Source organism: Microbacterium sp. W4I20 (genome assembly GCF_030816505.1).
In the GTDB taxonomy this organism is placed as follows: Bacteria; Actinomycetota; Actinomycetes; order Actinomycetales; family Microbacteriaceae; genus Microbacterium.
In genome coordinates, this window is record NZ_JAUSYB010000001.1 from 2,677,608 (window position 1) to 2,695,191 (window position 17,584).

15 protein-coding genes and 1 pseudogene are annotated in these 17,584 nt (G+C 66.7%); 9 read left to right on the plus strand and 7 right to left on the minus strand.

Annotated elements, in window-relative coordinates; all coding sequences use genetic code 11:
- Positions 1-26 precede the first annotated feature (26 nt).
- From QFZ21_RS13035 to QFZ21_RS13050, 4 genes are all read right to left on the minus strand, one after another.
- Positions 27-764 (minus strand): NAD(P)-dependent oxidoreductase, encoded by a 738-nt coding sequence (locus QFZ21_RS13035; RefSeq protein WP_307378474.1) that lies wholly within the window; start codon positions 762-764, stop codon positions 27-29.
- A 70-nt stretch (positions 765-834) separates the two neighbouring features.
- Entirely contained in the window at positions 835-2,094 is a 1,260-nt protein-coding gene (locus tag QFZ21_RS13040; RefSeq protein ID WP_307378475.1) for a mandelate racemase/muconate lactonizing enzyme family protein, read from the minus strand.
- A 32-nt stretch (positions 2,095-2,126) separates the two neighbouring features.
- Positions 2,127-5,171 carry a FlgD immunoglobulin-like domain containing protein gene (locus tag QFZ21_RS13045; RefSeq protein WP_307378477.1) on the minus strand — a complete coding sequence of 1,015 codons (3,045 nt, stop codon included), beginning with the start codon at positions 5,169-5,171 and terminating at the stop codon, positions 2,127-2,129.
- A 78-nt stretch (positions 5,172-5,249) separates the two neighbouring features.
- Positions 5,250-6,275 carry a zinc-binding dehydrogenase gene (locus QFZ21_RS13050; RefSeq protein ID WP_307378479.1) on the minus strand — a complete coding sequence of 342 codons (1,026 nt, stop codon included), beginning with the start codon at positions 6,273-6,275 and terminating at the stop codon, positions 5,250-5,252.
- Positions 6,276-6,493: 218 nt separating this feature from the next.
- Here QFZ21_RS13050 and QFZ21_RS13055 point away from each other — a divergent pair, with 218 nt between their 5' ends.
- From QFZ21_RS13055 to QFZ21_RS13065, 3 genes are read left to right on the plus strand one after another with little or no spacing between them, the layout of a single operon-like run.
- Positions 6,494-7,648: an amidohydrolase/deacetylase family metallohydrolase gene (locus tag QFZ21_RS13055; RefSeq protein ID WP_307378481.1), complete on the plus strand. Its 1,155-nt coding sequence runs from the start codon at positions 6,494-6,496 to the stop codon at positions 7,646-7,648.
- Positions 7,645-8,859, plus strand: coding sequence for an aminotransferase class V-fold PLP-dependent enzyme (locus QFZ21_RS13060; protein WP_307378483.1), 1,215 nt, complete (start codon positions 7,645-7,647; stop codon positions 8,857-8,859). Before QFZ21_RS13055 ends, QFZ21_RS13060 begins: the two co-directional genes overlap by 4 nt.
- Positions 8,856-9,227 (plus strand): RidA family protein, encoded by a 372-nt coding sequence (locus tag QFZ21_RS13065; protein WP_307378485.1) that lies wholly within the window; start codon positions 8,856-8,858, stop codon positions 9,225-9,227. Before QFZ21_RS13060 ends, QFZ21_RS13065 begins: the two co-directional genes overlap by 4 nt.
- 168 nt (positions 9,228-9,395) lie before the next feature.
- On the opposite strand, the pseudogene QFZ21_RS21110 reads toward QFZ21_RS13065, so the two are convergent.
- Positions 9,396-10,253 (minus strand): annotated as a pseudogene (locus QFZ21_RS21110) (IclR family transcriptional regulator); the annotation flags it as partial.
- On the minus strand, positions 10,166-10,957 hold the full coding sequence (locus tag QFZ21_RS13070) for a hypothetical protein (protein ID WP_307378487.1): 792 nt from the start codon (positions 10,955-10,957) through the stop codon (positions 10,166-10,168). The gene QFZ21_RS13070 and the pseudogene QFZ21_RS21110, both read right to left, overlap by 88 nt.
- 121 nt (positions 10,958-11,078) lie before the next feature.
- Here QFZ21_RS13070 and QFZ21_RS13075 point away from each other — a divergent pair, with 121 nt between their 5' ends.
- The 6 genes from QFZ21_RS13075 (at position 11,079) to QFZ21_RS13100 (ending at position 15,807) form a co-directional block, all read left to right on the plus strand.
- Positions 11,079-11,405 carry a Sec-independent protein translocase TatB gene (locus QFZ21_RS13075; RefSeq protein ID WP_307378489.1) on the plus strand — a complete coding sequence of 109 codons (327 nt, stop codon included), beginning with the start codon at positions 11,079-11,081 and terminating at the stop codon, positions 11,403-11,405.
- 3 nt (positions 11,406-11,408) lie between these two features.
- Complete coding sequence (gene tatA / locus QFZ21_RS13080) at positions 11,409-11,669, plus strand: Sec-independent protein translocase subunit TatA (protein ID WP_307378492.1); 261 nt, start codon at positions 11,409-11,411, stop codon at positions 11,667-11,669.
- Between the two features lie 51 nt (positions 11,670-11,720).
- A complete protein-coding gene (tatC, locus tag QFZ21_RS13085) occupies positions 11,721-12,488 on the plus strand; it encodes a twin-arginine translocase subunit TatC (protein WP_307378494.1) in 768 nt (255 codons plus the stop codon).
- A complete protein-coding gene (locus QFZ21_RS13090) occupies positions 12,485-13,684 on the plus strand; it encodes a GDSL-type esterase/lipase family protein (protein ID WP_307378495.1) in 1,200 nt (399 codons plus the stop codon). The genes tatC and QFZ21_RS13090 overlap by 4 nt, the downstream gene beginning before the upstream one ends.
- Before the next feature lie 94 nt (positions 13,685-13,778).
- Positions 13,779-14,837: a Gfo/Idh/MocA family protein gene (locus QFZ21_RS13095; RefSeq protein ID WP_307378497.1), complete on the plus strand. Its 1,059-nt coding sequence runs from the start codon at positions 13,779-13,781 to the stop codon at positions 14,835-14,837.
- Positions 14,838-14,892: 55 nt separating this feature from the next.
- Positions 14,893-15,807 (plus strand): phosphotriesterase, encoded by a 915-nt coding sequence (locus tag QFZ21_RS13100; protein ID WP_307378499.1) that lies wholly within the window; start codon positions 14,893-14,895, stop codon positions 15,805-15,807.
- A gap of 27 nt (positions 15,808-15,834) precedes the next feature.
- On the opposite strand, the gene QFZ21_RS13105 is transcribed toward QFZ21_RS13100, so the two are convergent.
- Entirely contained in the window at positions 15,835-17,400 is a 1,566-nt protein-coding gene (locus QFZ21_RS13105) for a hypothetical protein (protein WP_307378501.1), read from the minus strand.
- Between the last annotated feature and the right edge of the window lie 184 nt (positions 17,401-17,584).

Sequence of the window (17,584 nt, forward strand, 5' to 3'; positions counted from 1 at the left end):
GATCGTATCGACGCCATGGTTCGGTGTCAATCTTCGGACGCGGAGGAAGCAGCAGCATCGCGGGGGCGCCGTGACTGGGGCTGCCACCCGAGAAGACGCTCGGCCCGCGACCAGTCGAGGTGTCGGCGTTGGTGGTCGCCTGTGATGGCCATCGCCGTGCACCCGGGCTCGTCGCGAAGCACCGCGGCTCCGAACGCCGCGGCGGTGTCCGACGCGGAGGTCATCACGATGGCGTGCTTGTCATCCGAGCTCGCCAGCCAGACGTCGTCGGCCATCGGCAGCACGAGGCGGAGGATCGTGATGTGCAGGCCATGTTCGGTCGCGGCCGCTCGGGCCACATCCTCACCCAGCCGTTTCGACAGCCCGTAGGCATCGACGGCATCCGGTGTCGAATCATCCGTCGACGACAGGAACGCATCGAACACCGACAGGGAACCCGCGATCACGACCCGACGTACGTCGGCGCGCGCAGCGGCTTGGAGGGCGTTGTACAGCCCTGTGACGTTCACGTCGAACTGGCTGCGTGCCCACGCCGGGCTGCCCCACCCCTCCTTGGTGCCCATGGCCATGTAGACGATCGCGTCCATGCCTTCCGCGGCGCGCGTGAGCGCGTCCTGGTCGAGCACATCGACCTCGATGGTGGTGGCCCAACCCAGCCGTAGATCCGGCATGCGGTCGGCGACCTTCACGAGGTGACTCTCGGCGAGCGTGGGGCCGATCAGGCGCCCGAGGTGCCCGCCACCGCCGATTATCAACAGTTTCATGTGGTTTCCCATCCTTGCCGAGCGTGGCCGTGTGGCCCGCATCCGATGAGCCGACCCGCGGCTCCGTCTCTCAGATCCATAGGGGATGCCGTGATGCTCGGTGATGGAGGCCATCGAATTCGGCACTGCCGTCGTCGAGGCGGATCCTGAGGGCGGCCCCTGGCGCCTGCACGGGCATCGTGGCGTTCATGGTGGAGTCGCGCCAGAGCTGGTCCGTATCGACGTACTGCCGCTCCCTCCCGTCGCCGAGCGCGAAGGTGAGCAGCCGGCGGACGGGCGCGGGTCGGGAACCCCGGGGGACTCTGCGCCGTTCGAGCAGCTCGTCGTCGACCGTGATGCCGAGGCCGGGTCCGGCCGGCACGGTGACATGGCCGCCGCGGATCTGCAGAGGGTCGGTGAGCAGGTCATCGCGATAGATGTTCATGGCCGTGATCGCGGGCAGCCGTGCCGACTCCGCGACCGAGCCCACATGGGCGACCCACGCCGTCGTGATCGCGGTACCGCACATCTGCAGGAAGACGTCCTTGTGGAACGCAGCGGCCGTGTCGGACTGCGCGAACGCCGCGGCGGGGTCCTGCCCGTTGACGACGAACCCGTCCAGGGTGTCCTGAGCGAGCCAGGTCGGGGCCAGGCCGACGTCGTAGTGCTCGACGAGAGGCGTCGAGATCGCGGCCCGAATGCGCGCCTGCCCCGCCGTGTCGGTGCGGTCGAGGGGACTCTCGAACAGGCCGATCTTCTCCTCGCGTTGAAGCTCCTGCAGAACAGGGAGCGCCTGTGCCGCGGACACCAGCATCGAATTCCAGTCGATGTCGATGCGGTACTCATCTGGTGTGGCAGCGGAGATCGCGGCAACCTGCTCGCGGATGTCGAACCACGGGCGTCCCTTGACCTTGTGCGACAGGTAACCGGCAGCGACCGCGGCGGCGGCCTGCTCTGCCAGCACTTCCGGTGGCATCTTGGTGTTCCACCAGGAGATCGGGCATCGATCGCGAACCACCGGCCGCCCGAAGAGCTCGTTCACGGGGACTCCGAGCGCCTTGCCGAGCGTGTCGAACAGCGCCATCCGCAGGGGCGTTCCGATTCCGGGCGTGTGCAGCACCTCGAGCGGCGTACGTCCGATCGCGAAGGCGGCGAACTCCTCGCTCACCGGCTCGCCGGTGTAGTAAATGAGCGTCTCGCCGTAACCGGTGATCTCCGGATCATCCGTGCGTACCCTCACGACCTCGAGGTACTCCCACTCGTGGTTGTGCAGCTGGGTCCACGGCGCGATGGATGCGATGAAGGGGAGCCGGATGGGGATGGTCTCGACGTCGACGATGCGGGGCTGCATGCGCACTCCTCTCTGTGAAATGGGCGGGTCTGCTAAGGAGTCGGCGTCTTCACGAACGTGAACCTGTCGACGTGGATGGTCGCGTAGTCGGCCGCGTTCCCCGTAGATGCGACGTAGACATACTCATCGGCTGTCGGCGAGGGGGTGAAGGTGCCCACCTTCACGGTGCGCCACAGCTGGTTCTCCAGTGCGGATCCGGTCACCGATACAGGGCTCGTCACGGCGGCTCCGGCCGTTCCGTCGTAGATGCCCAGGGTGAGCGCGGGCGAGGACGGGCGGAAGATCGTCGGATAGTCGTTCGCGTCGTACGTGATGTCGTGGGCAAAGCGCACCTTCACGTCTGCGTAGACGTCGTAGGAGACCCCGGGCTCCAGATCCTGCGCATCCCAGTTCCACCGCACGTTGCGGGCGGTGCCTCCCGTGGCGACGGGCTCGAGGGCGGTCGATCCGTCGCCGGCGCTCGTGTCTGCCGCCTCGGCGGTGGCGGTGCCGGTCACGGTGAAGTCCGCATCCTCGCCGACGAGATCCGGCGCGGAGGTCGAGAGCTTCACGATGCGTCCTTCTCCCGGAGCGAAGGGGAGGTCGGCGATCACCAGTTGCGAACCGCTGCGCACGGCGGTCACCGCGGTCCCGCTCGCCGCATCGGACACGGAGCTGATCGGCGCGCCGACGGCGTCGGCATCGATCGTGATGGTCACGTCGGCCGCATCCTCGACGTCGTGGTTCACGACGACGAGATAGAGATCGCCGGTCTCATGGTCCACATGTGTGGTGACATCCGCCGAGGCATAGGCGCCGTCACCGCCTCCGCCTCCGGATGCGGTCGCGATATTGGCCACGCGGGTCATGCTCTGGATGACGGGCCGCAGTGCGGAGAGCTCCGCGAACATCTGCTCGATGATGTCGTACCGGGCGGTGTGGGTGCCGTCGGGGTCGATCATGCCGTTCCACGCGTTCGTGGCCTGATACATGAAGTAGTGGAATCCCTTTGCCCCGTGGCCGACCGCCTCATAGGTCATCGATCGGATCTCGGCGTCGCTCGGGTCGCGGTACCACCCCGGCTGTTCGAAGGCCTGCAGGATCGTCCAGAAGGGGGCAGAGCTGGAGATGTCCTTCTTGGTCTGGAGGTGGAGGAAGTCGAGCAGCACCTCGTAGTCGATGCCCGGGTATCCGAGATCCGTGTAGTCGCCGGCGGGCTTGCCCCACAGGGCCCCGTACGGGTCGGAGGTCATCGCCTGCAGCCCGAGCTCGGAGAAGTACTTGTCGGCGCTGTGCGCGCCGCTGAGATCGACCATGACGGCGTGATCGGGGTCGGCGGTCTCCACGAGCTTCTTCAACTTGCCGATGGTCTCCCGCAGCTTGTCATTCGCGTGAGGAGGTTCGTCGTACAACAGGTAGCCGCCGAACGCGCTCTTCGGCTTCAGCTGGTCGACGATCGCCTGCACACGAGCCTGCATCGCGAACTCGTCGCTGTTCACCGGGTCGCTGTAGATGACGTCCCACCAGCGCGGGTTGACCACGACGGTGAGCCCGTGTTCGGCGGCTTGATCCAGGATCGCCGAGGTGACAGCCGGCCGCGTGACGTCGAAGTTGCTGATGATGACGTCGTTCGCTCCGGAAGCGGCGATGTCCGCGAAGGTCGTGTCAGTGTAGGCCGTGGCATCCGTGACGTTCTTCGGGATGATCGCACCCTCGTACCAGACGCCGAGCGGGAACTCCTCCTCGGGGTGCAGGTCGGGAGCGGTGGCCAGCGTCACACCCTGAACGGAGCGGATGCTCACGTCGCGCGTCGTCGAGCCGTAGCTCACTCGCGCGGTGTATGTGCCGGCTGCGACCGGCGCGCCCGCACCGTCGTCGCCGTCCCAGTAGGCGGAGCCGGTTTCCGTCACCGCGGCGTCGGCGAGGAGCGTGCGCACCACGTTGTTCGACCCGTCCAGGATGCGCACGGTGATGGCCTGGGTGCCGGGCACGGAGAACGAGATGGTCGTCCCGTCGTTGATGCCCGCGGAGCTGCCGGCGCTGATCTGATACGGATAGGCGCTCACCTGTTGCGGTATTGCGTCGGATGTCGCGGCTCGACTGAGCGTGACCTGATCCACCAGGACCGCGGAGTACTCGGCGGCGTTGTCGACCTTCGCGAAGAACACGCGGTTGACGTGCGTGGGGTCGAGCTCCACGGAGGAGGGCAGCGCGACCGTCCAGACGAAGTTGTACTTGGCGTTCTCATCGTCGCGCGGGCTCTCGAACGTGTGCGGAGGGATGAGGTGCACCCCGGCGGTCGCGTCGTAGACACCCATCGTGAACATCTCGCCCGATGAGCCCAGGTAGTCGGTGCGCTCCATCCGGATGGCGGCGGTCACGGTGTACGCAGTGTCGGCATCGATCGCGTCGCCATCGACATCCGCCTGCACGTCCCACGACGGTGTGGAGCCGTTCTCGAGGCGGGCGACGCTGCCATCGGCCGCCGTCGGCTCGTGCTGTCGCTGCACCCCGTTATAGAGGACGAAGTCGTCATCTTCGATGACATGCGGCTTGTACGGGGTGAAGCTGAGGCTGTCCACGGACACCGTGGAGATCTGGGAGGCGTTGTCACCGCTCGCCACGTAGAAGGAGATGGTGTTGGCGGAGGCGGTCGGTACGTAGATCCCGATGCTGTACTCCGCCCAGGTGTCGTCGGCGGTGCTCGCGGCGGAGATCGTGCGGTTCGGCAGCAGATGCTGCCCTGCTGTCCCGTCGTAGGCGCCTACGCTGAACGCGTCACCGGAGGGGGAGGCGACCGCGTGCTCCACCTTGACCCGGAACGACACCTCATACGGTTGATCCGTGACGAGTGCGCTGAAGTCCGCCCGATGGTACTGGATGTTCCAGCCGAGCCCGGTGTTCGCGACGCGGGCTACCGAATCATCGGATGCCGTCGTGTCGGTGACGCGTGCCGCGCCGCCATGGAGCGTGAAGGCGTCGTCTTGCACATCCGCGCTCTCTGCATTCGCTGCCCCAGGGACGATGGTGGTCGGGGCGCTCAGGATGCCGAGGACGATGCCCGTGACGGCGACGATCGCAAACCAGGAGTGCTTCATTCGTTGTTCTCCAGACGGACGAGGGTCGGATGACGGATGCCTTGCGAAGAGCGTCAGGGCGGGGGATTTTCTCTCGGGTCAGCTCCCGAGGCGGACCAGAATCTTGGAGGCCTTGCTGGTGCCATCCGCGAGATCCGCGAAGGCGCGGGGCGCATCGGCGAGGAGGACGGAGTCGTCGATCAGTGGTTCGAGGTCGGCCGCGTGGGCTGCTACCCACTCCGCGGTGCTCCGGAACTGCGCGGCGGTGTAGCAGAAGCTCCCGATCACCGTGCGCTCCTCGGTGCTCACCCGGTAGGCGTCGAGATCGAGCTGGGGGGAGCCCATGCCGAGCAGGACGATCCTCGCTCCCTCCGCCGACACCTGGAGTGCCTGAGCGAGCGTCGAGCTCAGTGCGACGGCATCGATCACGACGTCGGGTCGGCGTCCCAGCTCTGCATCGACGGCCGAGGCGAGGTCGACGTCCGCGGGATTCAGCACCGGGAAGCCGAGCTGTGTGACCAAGGTGGCACGTGCCGCGGAGATCTCGGACACGACCACTCGAGCGCCCAGGCGGCGAGCTGCGAGAGCGGCGGCCTGCCCGATGGGGCCCCCGCCGATCACGAGGACGGCGCTCGCAGGTCCGACGCCGCCTCGGGTGGCCGCGCGGAAGCCGACCGCGAGCGGCTCGACGAGCGCCCCGAGGTCGGCGGGCATGTCCGGGGGAAGGACCACGACGTTGCGCGCGGGGACGGCGATCTGCTCGGCGAAAGCAGCGATGATCAGCGGATCCACGCCGATCACACGACGTCGGGGGCAGAGCTGCTCTCCCGGGTCGAGGCAGACGGCGCATTCGCCGCAGCTGAGGACGGGGTCGATTGTGACGAGATCGCCGAGGGCTAGGTGCTCGTCGGCGTCGGCGCCGAGTGCGGCGATGCGGCCGACCGTCTCGTGACCCATGATCTGTCCCGGCATGCGCCGGCCGTTCTCGCCCGTGTAGCCGTGCAGGTCGGAACCGCAGATGCCGGTCGCGATGACCTCGACCAGAACCTCGCCGGGGCCGGCGACCGGATCGGGACGGTTCTCGACCGTCAGTCGATTCGGGCCGTGGTACACCAGAGCTTTCACCAGCACTTCTTCTTTCATGTATGTGAACAGCAAGACAGCTTTATGAACTGCCCGAAGCCTAGCGGCCCGGCCGGTGAAAATGCACGCGTCGCGACGAGATTCCGACCGAATTGGTTCACATAGTCGAATTACGTTTCATGTAGACGAAGTTCTGCTAGCGTTTCCTCAACTTCGTCGACCGAGACGGATGCCCATCGCCCCCGTCTCTCTGGAGCCACATGCCCACGAACGCCGCGCCGATCCTCATCGAGAACGGCCGCGTCCATCACGCGGATCGCGGCTGGCGAGATCACGGCAGTGTGTGCATCGCCGACGGTCTCATCGTCGAGTCACAGGCGGATGCCGACGTCGTCGCGATCGACGCCTCAGGTCTCCTCGTGGTTCCCGGCCTCGTCGACCTGCACACGCACATCTTCCGCGGGCAGGACGCCGGGGTCGAGCCCGATGCGCTCGGCGCCCGCACGGGTGTGACGACCATGGTCGACGCCGGCAGCGCGGGGGCGCACCTCTTCGGTGCATTCGAGGCCTCCACCATCGTGCCGGCGGCGACGCGGATCGTCGCGTTCCTGAACATCGCCAGCATCGGCATCACCAGCTTCAAACTTCACGGGGAGCTGCAGACGCTCGACTACTGCGACACCGCGGCGGCGATCGCCGCGGTGGAGCGGCACCGTGAGCACCTCGTCGGGATCAAGGTCCGCGCGTCGGCCGATGTCGGGGCCGACAATGCGGTCGAGGCGCTGCGGCGTGCCAGAGACGTGGCGGACGCGACCTCCCTGCCCTTGATGGTGCACCTCGGACCGGCGCCGGCGACGGTCGACCAGATCCTCGACCGTCTCGCGCCCGGTGACATCCTCACCCACTGCTTCACCGGCTTCTCGGGCAATCAGGTGGCGGACTCCACTCCGCGCTCGTCCGTTCGCCGGGCCTATGAACGCGGCGTCATCTTCGATGTGGGACACGGAGGCAGCGGCTTCGACGCCACCGTCGCCCGCACCATGATCGACGCGGGACTCCCTCCCCACGTGATCAGCTCCGACGTGCACCGCTACTCGATCGACAGCATCCCCGGACTGCCCGCCGCGATGTCGAAAATGCTCGCACTCGGAATGCCATTGGAGTCTGTGATCACCGCAGCGACGAGTGCGCCGGCTGCGGTCGTCGGGCTGCGGGAAGAAGGAATAGGTTCGCTCGCGCCGGGATCCGTGGCTGACGTCGCGGCGTTCCGGCTGGACGACGGCGACGTCGAGTTCTCCGATGGCCACGGCCACACCTTCAGCGGGACGCAGCAGCTCGTTCCGGCACTCACCATCCGTCACGGCAGCGTGGTGTTCCCGACCGATGCCGTTCGGGCTATGACAGGAGAATCATGAGCATCTACGACGATCTCGGAGTCACACAGGTCATCAACGGCGTCGGTCCAGCGACGCGCCTGGGCGGGTTGCCGGTGTCGGAGCCGGTGTGGGCGTCTATGCGGGAGGCGATGAGCGTGACCGTGCGCATCAGCGCTCTGCAGGCGGCAGCAGGACGAAGGCTGTCCTCGTTGCTCGGCGTGCCCGCCTGCTATGTCACCTCGGGTGCCGCGGCGGCGCTCACGCTCGGAACGGCCGTCGCCCTCACCGGCACCGACAGCGAGAAAGTCGACGCACTCCCGAACACCACAGGAATGCCGAACCGCGTCATCATCCAGCGGGCACAGCGCGATCCCTATGACCATGCGGTCACGGCGACCGGCGCTGAACTGGTCGAGATCGGCTATCCGCACACCACGCACACCAGCGAACTGGAGCGCGCGATCGATGAGCGCACCGCCGCCGTGCTGGTGCGGCCCGGTGCGCCGGGCAACATCCTCACCCTGCGCACGATCTCCGAGATCGCCCACGAGCGCGGAATTCCGGTGATCGTCGACGGCGCTCTGCGGGTGCCGCCCATCGAGCGCCTGCAGCAGCTCTTCGCCGATGGCGCCGACCTCGTGGCCGTCAGCGGCGGCAAGAAATTCCGGGCTCCGCAGGCCACCGGCATCCTCTGCGGCCGCCCCGAGCTGATCGCCGCTGTCGCGCTCCATCATCAGGACATGGATGAGCGGGAGCAGACCTGGATGAGCGGAGAGCACGCTGACTCGCCGGAACCCTGGGCGCGGTCGGCGCCGCCGCGACATGGGATCGGACGTTCGATGAAGGTCGGTCGTGAGCAGATCGCCGGCCTCGTCACCGCCGTCGACCGCTACGTCAACGCCCCGGGGGAGGACGACCGTGACGGACTCGCCGAACTCGACATCCTGGAGGAGCGGCTCCGCGAACACTCGTCGACCACGGTGACACGCGGATTCGAGGAGTCACTCGACGTGCCCGTTCTGCACCTCGACCTGAGCGCGACGGGCGTCGAGAGCGACATCGTGATCCGAGCGCTGGCCACCGGAGATCCGGCGATCGCCGTCGGGGAGGACCATGCCTGGCGCGAGGTGCTCACGGTGAATCCGCTCGCGCTGCTCCCCGGCGACGGAGCGCGGTTCGCGGAGGCCTTCACGCGGACTCTCGACCGGCTCATCGCCGAACGTGGAGCGACGGTCGGGGCCTCGTCGTGACGCGCATCGCCGGATCCTCCGCCGCAGTCCCGCCGCCGGCCGGGCCCTACTCGCAGAGTGCGCGCATCGGCCCGTTCGTCGCGAGCTCTGGCCAAGCCGGGTTCCTGCCGGACGGCTCGCTGCCCGATGACGTCGCCGAGCAGACACGACTCGCCCTCGCGCACGTGCGCGACGCCCTCCAGGCGTCCGGGGCCGGCTTCGAGCAGGTGCTGCACATGCGCATCTACTTGACCGATCCGTCGCAGTTCGCGACGATGAACGAGGTCTACACGGAGTTCCTCGGCGCTCCGTATCCGGCGAGGACGACGGTGTACGTGACTCTGCCCGAGGGCATGTACGTCGAGATCGACGCCCTCGCCGTCGTGTGACCTGCAGGCGTCGTGGATAACTGCGATGGACCGCGTCAGAGCGAGCGGGTCATGCCGGCCGCCGCAGAGCGCAGGGTGAGCAGCACCTCGTCGCGCAAGGCGGCGACGTCGGCGACCCGCGCCGACGGGATCGAGCAGCTGATGGCCGCCACTACGCCGCCGCTCGGTGTTGAACACCGGAACGGCGATGCAGTAGAGCCCTTCGGTGTACTCGCCGGTGTCCTCGGAGTACCCGCGCTCGCGCGCAGCCTGCAGCACTTGCAGGAGTTCAGGGAGTGAACTGATTGTCTGGTCCGTGTACTTCCGCATCCGTACCCCGGTGAACCGACGGATGACTTCCTCTTCCGGCAGGGCGGACAGCAGCACCTTGCCGAGACCGGTCGTGTAGGCCGGCAGTCGCTTCCCGACCTCGGAGAAGAGGCGAAGTGGCTGATCCGAATCCTCTTTTGCGATGTAGACGTTCTCGATCCCGTCGAGGACCGCCATCTGGATCGTCTCGTTGAGCTGATCCCGTGCTTCCCGGAGGAAGACCTTGCCCGCTGCGGCGAGATGATCGGGGAGTACGAAGCCCCGGCCGACCTGCCACGCTCGTACGCCGATTCGATAAACCTTGTCGTCGGGGTCCAGGTCGAGATACCCGCGGTTCGTCATGACTTGGAGGAGGCCGTGGAGGCTGCTCTTCGGCAGGCTGAGAGCCTCGCGGATCGCGCCGAAGCTCTGACCGTCCTCGTGCTGCGACAGCAGGTCCAACAGATCCATCACGCGCTCAGCGGACTTGATCGAGCTGCCGGACGGGACTGCGGGCGTCCGGGTGCTGCTCGACGGAGGACGAACTTCCTTCGTGCTGACGTCGGTGTTCGGCACGGGGTCTCCTTCAGTGCGGGATTGCGCCGAGGCGCCGGGTCGATGGTGGGTGGGTTGACCGGTCGCGGATGAGGTCACGGCGAGCCCCCTGAGAGCTTGTGGAGTACATTCTGCATGGTTCCGCTCAGGCCCGCCTCGTGGATCGGGATCACGAGCTCGCATTCGGCGAGATAGCGCTCGATGACCCGGCGACACGTGGCGACATCCTCGGCGATGCCGATCGGGCGACGCTGATCCAGGTTCTCCTGGGTGAACGCCGTCTCGAGGATGCCGACCGATCCGATCTCGGTCTGCACGATGACGCCCGCGGACCCGGGGTGGTGTCCCCCGGTGGCTTCGAAGACGACGCCGGGCACCACCTCCGCGCGCTCGTCGACCAGGTGCAGGCGTCCGTCGATACCGAATGTGCGCAGTGCCGCCCACGCGTCCGCAGTGAAGTAGAACTCAGGCGCGGGGTGACCTGGTGCGCCGTCGAGGAACTCGAGCACGCCGGCGCGGGCGACGTACACGTGTGCGCGGGGGAGCAGGTCCGGACTCAGGCCGCCGGTCGAATACGTGACGGCCTGGGTGACGAGAGCGAAGTCGACCTGCTCCGGGGTGATGCCGAATGCGGCGTAAGCATCGGCCAATGTGCGCGGTTCCTGGAAGATCGCGTCCTCGTGCACGCCCTGGTTCGCGCGATCGAGTGCTCCCCGATCTGCAGGGTCGAGAGGGAGGCCGGTGTCGATGATGCCGATGTGCTCGGCGGAGCGCAGGAGCCACACCGAGAACTCGAGGGGGACGAGGGTCGTGTCGTTCTCTCCGAAGAGAACCTCCCAGCGCGGCGCGGGAAGGGTTCCGACGCGAAAGGACCGGATGTCGAACATGGGCCTCCGAAGATGCTGAGTAATCGGTGCGCCCAAGTCTGGTGCGAACATCGATCACATATCTGAACCAACTCTACATCATTTCCTCGCAATTGGGTCGATCGTCCACTAGTGTGAACTCATGTTCGGACTGACGATCGACAAGATCACCCTGATCGCAGTCCTTGCCGCGTTCCTGATCGGCCCCGAACGTCTCCCCGCGGCGGCCGCAGGTCTCGCGCGCATGGTCAGAGGGCTGAAGGAGATGGCGGGCGGCGCGCGAGACCGTCTCCGCGATCAGGTCGGGCCGGAGTTTGACGATGTCGACTGGAAGAAGCTTGATCCCCGGCAGTACGACCCGCGGCGCATCATCCAGGACGCGCTTCTCGACGATTCGCCTCGCCCGACGAACCCCGCAGCGTCGACCACGACCGCTGTTCCTGCACAACTCATAGATCCGGAGTCATAGACCATGTTCGGAAACGCCCTCTCTGGTTGGCACCTGCTCATCCTCCTCGCCGTCGTGCTGTTGCTCTTCGGTGCGGCGAAGCTCCCTCGTCTCGCTCAGAGCGTCGGTCAGTCGATGCGCGTGTTCAAGAGCGAAGTGAAGACGATGAAGGAAGAGAACGAGGTGTCGGCTTCCCCGCTCGATGACGCGCCCGTCGTCCCGGCCGCGTCAGTGGTGGCGCCACCTCTGCGCGCCGAACCGCCGCGGCAGAACCTCGACGCCTGAACCGGTCTGACGATGCGCGGTGTGCGGCGGGCTCAGTCCCGCGAAAGGCGCATGTCGATCGGCGGGCATCTGGTCGAACTGCGCAGGCGGCTCTTCATCTCGGCCATCGCCGTGCTCATCGGAGTGGTCGTCGGGTTCTTCCTGTCGGAGTTCCTCATCATCGTGATGAGCGCGCCCGTGCGCGCCATCGAGGAAGGGCAAGGGCGCGCGTTCCTCAACTTCGCGAATGTGACGAGCGCCTTCGACCTGCGGATGAAGATCGCCCTGACCGTGGGGATCGTCGTCGCGAGTCCGGTCTGGCTCTATCAGATCTGGGCCTATCTCGTGCCCGCGCTCACGCGCAAGGAGGTCGGCGTCGCCGCCGGCTTCGTCAGTGCGGCCCTCCCGCTCTTCCTCCTCGGCTGCTTCGCCGGGTGGTATGTGCTGCCGCACATCGTCGTGCTCATGCTCGGGTTCACCCCCGAGGCGGCGGGCAACTTCCTCGACGCGGCGACCTACTACGACTTCGTGCTGAAGCTCACGATCGCCGTGGGAGTCGCCTTCGTGCTTCCGGTGTTCCTCGTGCTGCTGAACGCCGTCGGCGTGCTCGCGGCGTCCAGCATCATCCGAGGCTGGCGCTGGGCGATCCTCGTGATCGTGATCTTCACGGCGTTCGCGACGCCAGCCGCCGACGTCGTGTCGATGGTCGTGCTGGCCGTGCCGATGATCGCGCTGTACTTCGCGGCGTACGGAGTGGCGTACCTGCACGATCGGCGGGCCGCGAAGCGCCGAGCGCGCGAAGCGGGGGTCCTGCTCGCCTCGGAAGGACTGCCCGGATGACGACCGTTCGGATCGAGGGTGCGGCCCTCGAGAGGTTTCTCGTCGGAATGGTCGACGTGGAGCGCGCCGAGGGGGCGATCACTCCGCTCCGCCTCCCGCGTCTGGCGCACGCGCAGTTCCCGAATGTGTCGCTCGCCCGCATGGTGCGCTGCCCCGTGGGGGTTCGCCTGCGAGTATCGACGGCTGCCTCACGTATCAGGGTGGATGCTCGCATCGCGCACTACGTGTCGGAAACAGAAGCGGATGTGGAGGCCGTGGCCCGACGGACGTCGCCGTGGCTGGCGACGACCGGCTCCGGCCCTGCACGCAGGGTCGTCGCGAGGGGGGATATCGCGCAGGTCGACCTGTGGACGGAAACGGACGACGGCACGCTCTCGCTGGTGCGTGGCGCGCAACAGGCCGTAGATCTCGTGCTCGACGACGAGTCCCCGAGCGGCGGCCGGGTGGTGGAGATCTGGCTGCCGCACAATGCGCAGGTGGAGCTGCGGGCGATCGAGGCCGACGCGCCTCTGCTTCCTGCGCCGGCGCCCAGCGCACCCCGCTGGATCCACTACGGCAGTTCGATCAGCCAGTGCAACGAGGCCGTGGATCCGCTGAGCGGGTGGCCGGCGCTCGCCGCGCACGCACTCGGGGTCGATCTGCACTCCTTCTCCTTCGCGGGCAACGCGATGCTCGATCCATTCGTCGCGCGGGCGATCTCCGATGCAGCTGCTGACGTGATCACGCTGAAGGTGGGGATCAACATCGTCAATGCGTCGGCGCTGACGGCCCGCACGCTCGGACCTGCGTTGCACGGCTTCCTCGACCTCATCCGACAGGGCCATCCCGACACTCCGATCGTCGTGATCAGCGCGATCATCTGTCCGATGCACGAACACACTCCGGGTCCGACGGTCTGGTCGCCGGAGGGGATCTTGACGGGCACGGTCAGCGTGCCCCCGCGGGAGGACGAGCTCACGCTCGAAGAGACCCGGCGCATCATCGGCGATGTGGTCCGTGCGCGGGCAGTCGTCGACGCGGAACTGCACCTGATTGACGGGAGGGAGTTGTTCGGGGTCGAAGATGCGACGCACCTGTACGACGGGCTCCATCCGGATCAGGGCGGGTTCGACATCATGGCTCGGCGATTCGTGGAGGCGATCGGCGCTCATCCCGCCCTGGTCCGGGCCTTCGCTCCCCGCCCGCAGGTTGCTTGACGAAGCGAGGAAAAGACGCCAAGATTCATACTTGAACCTTGGCTCACATACTTGAACTTGTGGTCCCCTATCTTCGGAGGTCAAGTTGTCGCGGATGCGAGTCGGAGTCATCGGCGCGGGCTCCTGGTCCACGGCTGTGCACCTGCCCGCGCTCGCCGCCATCGATGATGTCGAGATCGTCATCGTCTCGAGCAGGGAGCGGGACACGGCGGAGCGCATCGGCTCGCTCTTCTCCGTCGCACAGACCACCACGGACTGGCACGACGTGACGGATGCCGGCCTCGACGCCATCGTGGTGAGCAGCCCGCCGGACGCGCACGAGGAGCAGGTCGTCGCGGCGCTCCGATCGGGGGCGCACACGCTCTGCGAGAAGCCGATGGCGCTCACCAGCGCCGGCGCTCAGGCGATGCTGGAGGCATCCGTCGCGGCGGAGCGCGGGCTTCTCGTCGGATTCGGATGGCCGTTCTCGGCGCTGTTCGCACGGGCCAAGCAGGCGCTCGACGCGGATCGGATCGGATCGATCGAGCACGTCGAGGTGCGACTGCACGCGAACCTGCGCGAACTGCTCACCGGCACCGCCGAGCTGGACTGGCAGAGGGGTGGCGTCCGCAGCGAGCAGTCGACATACCGAGACCCTGCCGTCTCCGGAGGAGGGGCGCTCACCACGACTCTCAGCCATGGCCTCGGCATGCTCAGCTGGTTGACGGGGCAGTCGCTCGATCGCGTGTTCGCGACGGCGGGCCGGAACGCGGGCCCGCTCGATCTGCATCTCGCGGTCGCCGGCGAGCTCGCAGACGGCGCCGGCGTCGCGATCTCGTGCGCGAGCACGAGCGCACGGTCCCCGGGCGTCGGGTGGCAGCTCGCGCTCGTCGGCTCCGCCGGAGAACTGCTTCTCGACTTCGCCGAGCGAACCCTCCGTATCGACGGAGCGCGCGCCGAGGTCATCCGGCTGTCGGCGGAAGAGGCCGCCAACCGCCCGGAGTCCCCGACCGCGGCTCTCGTCGAGGTAGCCAGAGGTGGAGAGGTGCCCGCGGGAGCGAGCAGTCGCCTCGGGGCGCTGGTCGTCGCGACGACGGAAGCGATCGCGGAGAGCATGCGTACGCGTGTTCCCGTTGTCGTCGACCGTCACGGTCTTCCGGCCTCCGGCTGGTGAACGACACGATCCTCTCGGGGTCGAGACAGAAAGGCATCCGATGACTTCAGGAACAGTGACATCCGTCACAGGACCGCTCGCCCCGGAGGCGCTCGGCATCACGCACAGCCACGAGCACATCCTGTGGGATTACTTCGATCTGATCAACAGCTACGACGTCATCTTCGACGACGAGAACGTCGCCGCTCAGGAGCTGCGGTGGTTCAAGGAAGCGGGCGGCGGCACCCTTGTCGATTGCACCACGACGGGCATCACCCCGCGCCCGGATGCCCTGCGTCGCGTCTCGGAGGCGACCGATGTCAACATCGTCCTGGGCTGCGGGTGGTACCGCGAACGGGTCTGGGGGCCCGAGGTCGGAGCGAAGACCTCGACGCAGCTCGCCGACGTGCTCGTGCGGCACCTGACGACCGGTTTCGACGGCACGGATATCGTGGCGGGATTCATCGGTGAGATCGGTACCGAGCGCGGCGTCATCTCACCCGCGGAGGAGCGCGTGTTCCGTGCCGCAGCGCTCGCGAGCCTCGCGACCGGATGTGCGATCATCACCCACACGACGCATTTCGGGGAACTCGCGCTGGAGCAGATCGACCTGCTCGAAGAGGTCGGCGTCGCGCCGGACCGCATCGTCATCAGTCACCTCGGTGATCGCGAGGACACGGACCACCTGCTCCGGATCGCCGATCGGGGCGTCTACCTGAGCATCGACAACGTCGGATACGAGAACGACGGCTACCCGAATGACAGCGTGCGTCTGCGCAGCATCGATGCCCTCATCGCGAACGGGCATGCGGACCGGATCGTGCTCGGCACCGACATCGCGCAACGATCAGCGCTGCGATCGTACGGAGGGCGAGGCTACGACTGGCTCATCCGCGACTTCGTCCCGAAGATGCTTTCCGCCGGTATCAGCCAGGAGCATGTTCTCGGGGCCACGATGCACAACATCGCCCGGGTTCTGACGCGGCGGTGACGACGTGGCGCATCACCGCCGCGCCGGTCAGCTCGCGACGACCGTCAGCAGGTTCGACGTGACGTGCGTCGTATCCGCGAGAAAGGCACAACGGGCGACGAACGTGTGCGCACCCTTGCTCAGCGTGATCGCGGCGCGGTGCGGTGCGTACAGGGAGGTCTCGATCTCCCTGCCGTTGTCGTAGAAGACGTAGGAGTGCACGTCCGCCGGGGCGGCGAGGGATGCGTTCAGGATCACGACGTCTCCTTCGGCCTTAATCGCTCCGTGCGCCGGGCCGGTGAGAGACAGGACGGCGCTGGAGACGGCGACCGGCTTGACGGCGAGGTCGAGAAAGCCCGTGTAGCGGCACAGATCGAAGCCGAGACGGTTCCCGGCGTTGAACTTCGCCTTGGCATTCACCAGGCCGTCGTATGCACCGGCAAACGGCGCCGTCGGATTCCACCAGGTCATCTCCTCGCTGTAGATCCAGGTGTACCGATCGCTCTTCAGCATCGAGTGGTAGACGTTGTGCTCATACCACTTCTGCACATCCGTCGCTGTGAGTGACGAGTAGTACGCGTACTTCGATGCGATCCCGGCTCGCGCATGGCCGAGCGTGTTGTCGACGTAGACCGTCGAGCCCATCTCGATGCGGCCGTACGCCTCGTGCTCGGTCGCGGGGAGCAGGTACCAGGCGCCCTCCTGGTACTGCCGGCTCCGCAAGAACTGCGTCGTTTCGTCGTGGTAGTAGTCATCCTCACTGCCGTCGACGATGGTGACGGTCTCGGCCATGGTCGAGAGCATGCCGCCGACGAACGCGGGGAAGGTCGCGTAGGGGGAGTCGTACTCGTGGCCTTCGTAGTTCTCGGATTGGTATCGCAGCATGACCCCCAGGAAGTAGAAGAGCACGATCACGTCGGGCTTCGCGGTCTGCAGCGCGGTCATGAACTGGGCACCGCGGTGACGCACCTGCGCGCACACCTGGGCATAGGTCTTTCCGGGGAACTGCGCGGACGAGTAGATCCAGGTGTCGGCGCCGTAGTCCTCTGGGTCCAGGGCGATACCCTTCGCGCCGGAAGCGGAGAGAGCCTGTCCGAGAAGGGCGATCTTGGCCGCGGAATTGTTCCAGATCGCATCGTCGAACCAGTCAATGCCGCCGGCCGCTTGTGCGTACGCGTACGCGTAGATGAAGTTGTCGGTGAACGATCCCCATTCGATCGCCTCGAGGACATCGAGCTTCATGTCGGCGAGGGTGAGTACCTGCTGCGGGCCGAAGACATCGAAGGCCTGTACGTACTTGGTACCCGGGTTCTCCATGAGATTGAAGATCACACCGTCGAACTGCGTGAGCTGCATAGCGGCGATGTTGTCACGGACGAACACTGCCCCTGGCATGTCCCAGCCAGCTTCGATGAGCTTGCGTGCGCCGGAGTTACGAGGTGCGCGGCGCACGAAGCTCGCTCCGCCCGCGGATGGCCGTTGCGCGACGTCGCGCACGACCGATGGCTGAGGTGTCGTGCTTGCGGCCGCCGAGAGGGAACCCAAGCCTGCAGCGGCCGTGGCCAGCGTGATGCCACCGGCGCCGAGGAAGGCGCGTCGTCCTATTCCGGTCATGTTGACTCCAATCAAATTGGCTATTGAGTTCAGGGAGCTGAACTCAGTTTCTGTTTGTGCTGTGGCTTAGCGTGACCGCGTGGGGGCGAGAAGTCAAGAACCTGCGATTCGCCGGGGCAGATTGACGAGCACCCCCGAGGCTGCCATGATTAGCGATCATAGAGAGGAACTGACGTTCATATAT